The 253-nt window shown below is 70.4% G+C and carries 1 protein-coding gene; it reads left to right on the top strand.

Annotated elements, in window-relative coordinates:
• On the top strand, positions 1–253 hold a 253-nt coding region (locus KZZ06_RS21610; RefSeq protein ID WP_219581974.1), incomplete at both ends, for a radical SAM protein.

Raw genomic sequence — 253 nt, 5'->3', positions numbered from 1 at the left:
AGGTGCCGGCGCTGATGCCCTACCTGCACCTGCCGGTGCAGTCGGGCTCCGACCGGATCCTCGCCGCGATGAACCGCAAGCACACCGGCGACGCGTACCGCCGGCTGATCGAGCGGATCCGGGCCGCCCGGCCCGACATCGCCCTCTCGTCCGACTTCATCGTCGGCTTCCCGGGCGAGACCGACGCGGACTTCGCCGAGACCCTGCGGCTCGTGCGCGACGTCGGGTTCGAGAGCGCCTTCTCGTTCAAGTA

Origin of the sequence: Sulfitobacter sp. CW3, from assembly GCF_019392245.1 — a bacterium.
In the GTDB taxonomy this organism is placed as follows: Bacteria; Pseudomonadota; Alphaproteobacteria; order Rhodobacterales; family Rhodobacteraceae; genus Sulfitobacter.
The sequence above is the reverse complement of the archived record's forward strand: the minus strand, read 5'-3'. Positions and strand labels throughout refer to the sequence as shown.